A 4,444-nucleotide genomic window follows, 5' to 3' on the forward strand; every position below is an offset into this window, starting at 1 on the left:
GGAGCTGATCGAGGTAGCGCTCCTGAATGTATTTTTTGAAACTCGCCGGATGCGTGGCGGGTAACCCTATGTATTCATCCAAATGAAACATGATTGCCTTCGACCAATCGATGCCCTCAGAAGCAACAATGGTTTTTACCATGTATATTTGGCTGGCACCGGTAGCCGTGACAATTACCGCCTGATCTCTCTCTAATAATGCATTTTTGATAACAGCGATCGCATATTGGCCAGCTGCAGCACTCATCGCCTTGCTCTTTCCGCTTAAAAACTGGACTAGTTATGCCACGAGTTTAAAGTTAAAATATTCTTCTGGAGTTTTCATATTAAGTGCTGAATGAGGGGCGAAAGTATTGTATTCATCGAGCCATTCTTGAGTTTTACCTAATACCGTTGCTGGGTTATCTAGACAGTTCTCATAAACATAATCACGCTTAAAAGTCCCATTTAAGTCTTCGCACATCCCGTTTGATTGGGGAGAATAGGTCGGTGTGTGGCAGTCTACTATATTCCAGTTTTTCAGACTTTGCTGCAACTTTTTCTCAATATACTCTGGGCCATTGTCATGTAGTAATTCCAGTTGGCCAGCCTCGGGTACACAATCTCCAAAGCGCTCGAAAAGGGCATTTTGAATGAGTAACTCTATATCACAAGCCTGCATACTTAGGCCTGCTTTCCAGCTAATAATAGAACGATCACAACAATCCATTACAAATGCTAGTCTGAGTTTTAGAGTAGCCAACAGTTTCGGGAATGGTATTATAGAGATTCAGAACAGCACCGGTCAGCTCCTAGGTCAGGTGAATGTGCCCCAGACGGATGGATGGCAGGTATACACGACCATTGAAACCACCGTCAATCTCCCGTCTGGAAGTCAGATAATCCGCTTATTTGCCAATAAGGGTACTTTTAATTTTAACTGGTTCGAGGTCGTTGAAGGAGGAATCACCGCTAAAGCGAAGCCGACCATTAGTTTCGCCAGCCTCCCTATTAAGGGACTAGGGGATGCTGACTTTGAACTCAATGCTACCACCGAAAATCAGGAGACTGGCCTAAGTATGAGCTCTTCTGACCCTTGTGGGGGACACCCCTCGGCCGTATACGGTGCTGGCCAGTAGTAGTAGCAGAAAGTGGAAAGTGCGAAAGTATAGGTAAGTTCCTCTGTCTACATATGGATATTTAAGTAGGTATAGGCCAGGTGCCGACTCTTAAATGACCCTTCCTTATGGTCCGATTATGAAAGAGTTTGCAATAATAGTAGCCGGACCATGGGGTATCAACCCCAATTTACCGACTGTGCCAGTGTGCTCGAACAGGCTGGTTTTACCATTCATCTCATCGAAGGATCCTATCAAAATATCAAAATTACGACTCCTGAAGATCTTGAATGGGCCAAAGTTTATTTGAAGGATTAAGGTCTTTAGTCTAAAATTGCCTTGCAACTATATTGGTTCTGCCGTTTTATTTCTATGGAAAATACCACCTTATTTCCTTTTCTTAGGGGTGTTTATTCATTTAGTATAGCGTATAAAAATCTAAAATGGTCTAGAAAATAATTCGATTACAATAAGAGTTAATTGTTTTAAATAGGATAAGTACGACACGATCTCCATTATATTTCTTTCCTTCAAAGGAGTATTACTCGGGGCAATTCAAGATGGTCTGATATTTTTCTATTTACAATTTCGATTGCACTACGCCACCCGTACCTCATTATGTCGAAATAACATCGCCATTATTAATCATAATGGAATATAGTATGAAATTGGATTTAATTTATGACTTCCGATAAGGAGGCTATTTTGTTTTCCATTATAGAAGATCGGATCTCTATTTACAGTGGCATTTGGAGCCCCTTTACTCCTTTCATTATCCAATTCTATTTCAATTTTCAAATAGCATTTTATTTACTTCACACTTGGCTAGTTAAGCCAAGTGTGAGAGGCTGCTATCCCAATAAGGGAGGTAAATGGCCAGGTGTGCTAGAACGGGAAGGCTTAGTGGACTCTGTTAAACTGGATGATGAATCAAAAAATCTGTATAGTATTTTATATTTAATGGTATATTTATTATCAAATACAGTTGTTAATTTGTGCTTTGTATTGATAATAAAATTTAATAATAAAAATAAATTCTACTGATTAAAACTTGTTCTATAATTCATCAAACTTTAAAGCTTTGAGCGTATGCAACAGACTTCTACAATCTGGCGAAAAGCCAACAAATGGCCTTTTATGGTCTTACTGTTTTTTCTGTGTCTGGGCCTAAAGCCTGTAGCTCAAGCTCAGGTACGGATAGATATGGCCCGAATTCTTGGCTCCCAAATTGCCAGTGATAATTATGGTATTTTATATTCCAAGGTGATCCAAGGTAAAACCTATATAGTTGGGCAAATTAACGGTTACCGAGCCATTCCAGTGACCAATGGAATTACGTATAAAGGAGGGGCTGAGATTGTCATTGGGGTCATGGATGAAAATGGGGACACCCAACTCCTAACTTTATTCGGTGGTTCAGACGAGGATTATCCAAATGGCTTAGAGGTGGCTAACGGAAAAATATATGTCAGCTTTACCTCACAATCCCAGGATTTGCCTGTCACAAATGGGTCCACCAACGGGTCTGGAGATTATCAATCTGGTTTTGTAATAATGGATGAGCATACCGGAGCTATCGAATTTGCGACTTATATAGGCGGTGAAAATGGGGATTCTGGCTACGATAATATTACGAGTTCCATTCGATTAATCGGCAATGAAATTCTAGTGGCTGGTTATACAGAAGCCTCAGATTTTTATACCACGGATGGTACTAGCCATAAAGGATCTAGAGATCTTTTTGTACGTCGCTATTCTAGCACAGGGGCCTTGCTCTATTCTACTTTGATAGGCGGAGCCAATATTGATTATGGACCCATCTATGATTATGCTACTGGGATTATTTATTTAACTACTACGACAAGGTCGTCTGATTACCCTGTAACCGATGAAAGTGTTTATAATCCCAGCGTAGCGAATGCGGCTACTTCTGTAGTGACGGCCCTAAATGCGAATACAGGAGCAATTTTATGGAGTAAGAATATTTCCAGTGTTAACTTATTTGGCCGCGTATATGCCGATGCCTCTGGTGTATTCCTGATAGGGAAAACCTCTGTAGCATCCGCTGTGCCCATCACCACGGGGTCCAGTCATGGGGGAGGCAACGATGTGGTGGTGATGAAATTCAGCCCCTCTGGGTTTATGCAGTTTGCCAGATATATCGGGGGGAGCGGCAATGAAGAGATGTATGGAGCCGAGCTTTATAATGGGGAATTGTATGTGACGGGTAGGTCGGCGTCGCCTAATTACCCGGTGGTGAATGGACTCCCCTACGTTGGAGGGTACGATGTTTTTCTAACCAAAATTGACGCCGGGGGGCAAATTGCCTATTCCACCCTCATTGGAGGGACCGGGAATGAAGGCTATCCATCCATGGGAATGGCCAATGGAGAGGTCTATTTGGGCTTTGAATGTACTGTTAATACACCCTCTACCGATGGGAGTAGCTATAACAATAGTTATCCCCCTAGCTATGCCATTACTAAGTTTGAAGGTGATGGACAATTATGCTTCTCCTCTATTCAGGATGATGGTTATACAGGGTTATATACTGCTCAAGACAATTATAGAAAATTGTACGTAGAGGGTAATTTTATTTATTTTCAGAGTTATTTTCATGAAAATAATGTAACGGAGGCGCCTTTTGCGGGAGGTAATTATAATCCAGGTGTTGTAAAATATAAAATATGTCCGACCTTACCAGCTCCTGTTAGTGATCCCTTGTCTCCAGCCTCTCAAACCGTATGTGCCAATGGATTGGTACAGCAGTTAATAGGAGGTGAAATGGTGATACCGGGCGGTAACTTCCCTCAGATGTTCAATTATGTGGGTGTCCCTTTTAATCAAGCTCCGCTCAATTTGGACTATCAGTGGCAAGTGGCCGATACTCCCAGTGGGCCATGGACGAATCTGGTAGGGGCCACAGACAAAAATTATTCGCCCTTCCCGACTACCGTCTCAAAGTATTTTAGAAGGCTTACCATGGGTGGGGCCTGTTGTGGCGGGGAACTGTACAGTACCAGCGAGGTGGCCGCTGTGCTGGTAGGGGCCAACGCTGCACCTACTGTAGATGCTGGTGGGGGAGTTACTGGGATCATGCAGACCTGCTCGGGGGTGTCTCAAAATTTGGGTGGAAGTCCCACGGCAACGGGAGGTAGTAGTCCCTATGCGTACCTCTGGAGTACGGGAGCTACATCGGCCAACCCATCTGTAAGTAGTACCGAAAATGCCATTTATACCCTTACAGTTACTGATGCCAATGGATGCCAGCAATCGGACCAGGTGATTTTGAATACCTATAAGGCTGATGCTGGGCCCGATAAAGGCAATTGTGCCGGAGCGGGGGT

Annotated in this window: 3 protein-coding genes and 2 pseudogenes; 3 read left to right on the plus strand and 2 right to left on the minus strand. The window is 43.0% G+C overall.

Going from position 1 to position 4,444, the window contains the following annotated elements:
- A pseudogene (locus CLV98_RS22850) lies at nucleotides 1–247 on the minus strand (glucosamine-6-phosphate deaminase); the annotation flags it as partial.
- Nucleotides 248–280: 33 nt separating this feature from the next.
- Entirely contained in the window at nucleotides 281–709 is a 429-nt protein-coding gene (locus tag CLV98_RS22855; protein WP_109678422.1) for an integrase core domain-containing protein, read from the minus strand.
- Between CLV98_RS22855 and CLV98_RS22860 the strand changes: the two genes are divergently transcribed.
- The 3 genes and pseudogenes from CLV98_RS22860 to CLV98_RS22875 all read left to right on the plus strand — a co-directional run.
- Nucleotides 633–1,118, plus strand: coding sequence for a carbohydrate-binding protein (locus CLV98_RS22860; protein WP_109678424.1), 486 nt, complete (start codon nucleotides 633–635; stop codon nucleotides 1,116–1,118). The two genes, CLV98_RS22855 and CLV98_RS22860, sit on opposite strands and share 77 nt — an antisense overlap.
- Nucleotides 1,119–1,277: 159 nt before the next feature.
- Nucleotides 1,278–1,415: pseudogene (locus CLV98_RS22865) on the plus strand (2-C-methyl-D-erythritol 4-phosphate cytidylyltransferase); the annotation flags it as partial.
- Nucleotides 1,416–2,186: 771 nt separating this feature from the next.
- The coding region (locus CLV98_RS22875) for a DUF8696 domain-containing protein (RefSeq protein ID WP_146202346.1) at nucleotides 2,187–4,444 on the plus strand (2,258 nt) is incomplete at its 3' end.

The sequence above is a fragment of the Dyadobacter jejuensis genome (assembly GCF_003149085.1).
GTDB classification, from domain to species: domain Bacteria; phylum Bacteroidota; class Bacteroidia; order Cytophagales; family Spirosomataceae; genus Dyadobacter; species Dyadobacter jejuensis.

Coding starts and splice junctions, on each gene's coding strand:
- CLV98_RS22855 (WP_109678422.1), bottom strand. CDS start 709: ATGGATTGTTGTGATCGTTCTATTATTAGCTGGAAAGCAGGCCTAAGT.
- CLV98_RS22860 (WP_109678424.1), top strand. CDS start 633: ATGAGTAACTCTATATCACAAGCCTGCATACTTAGGCCTGCTTTCCAG.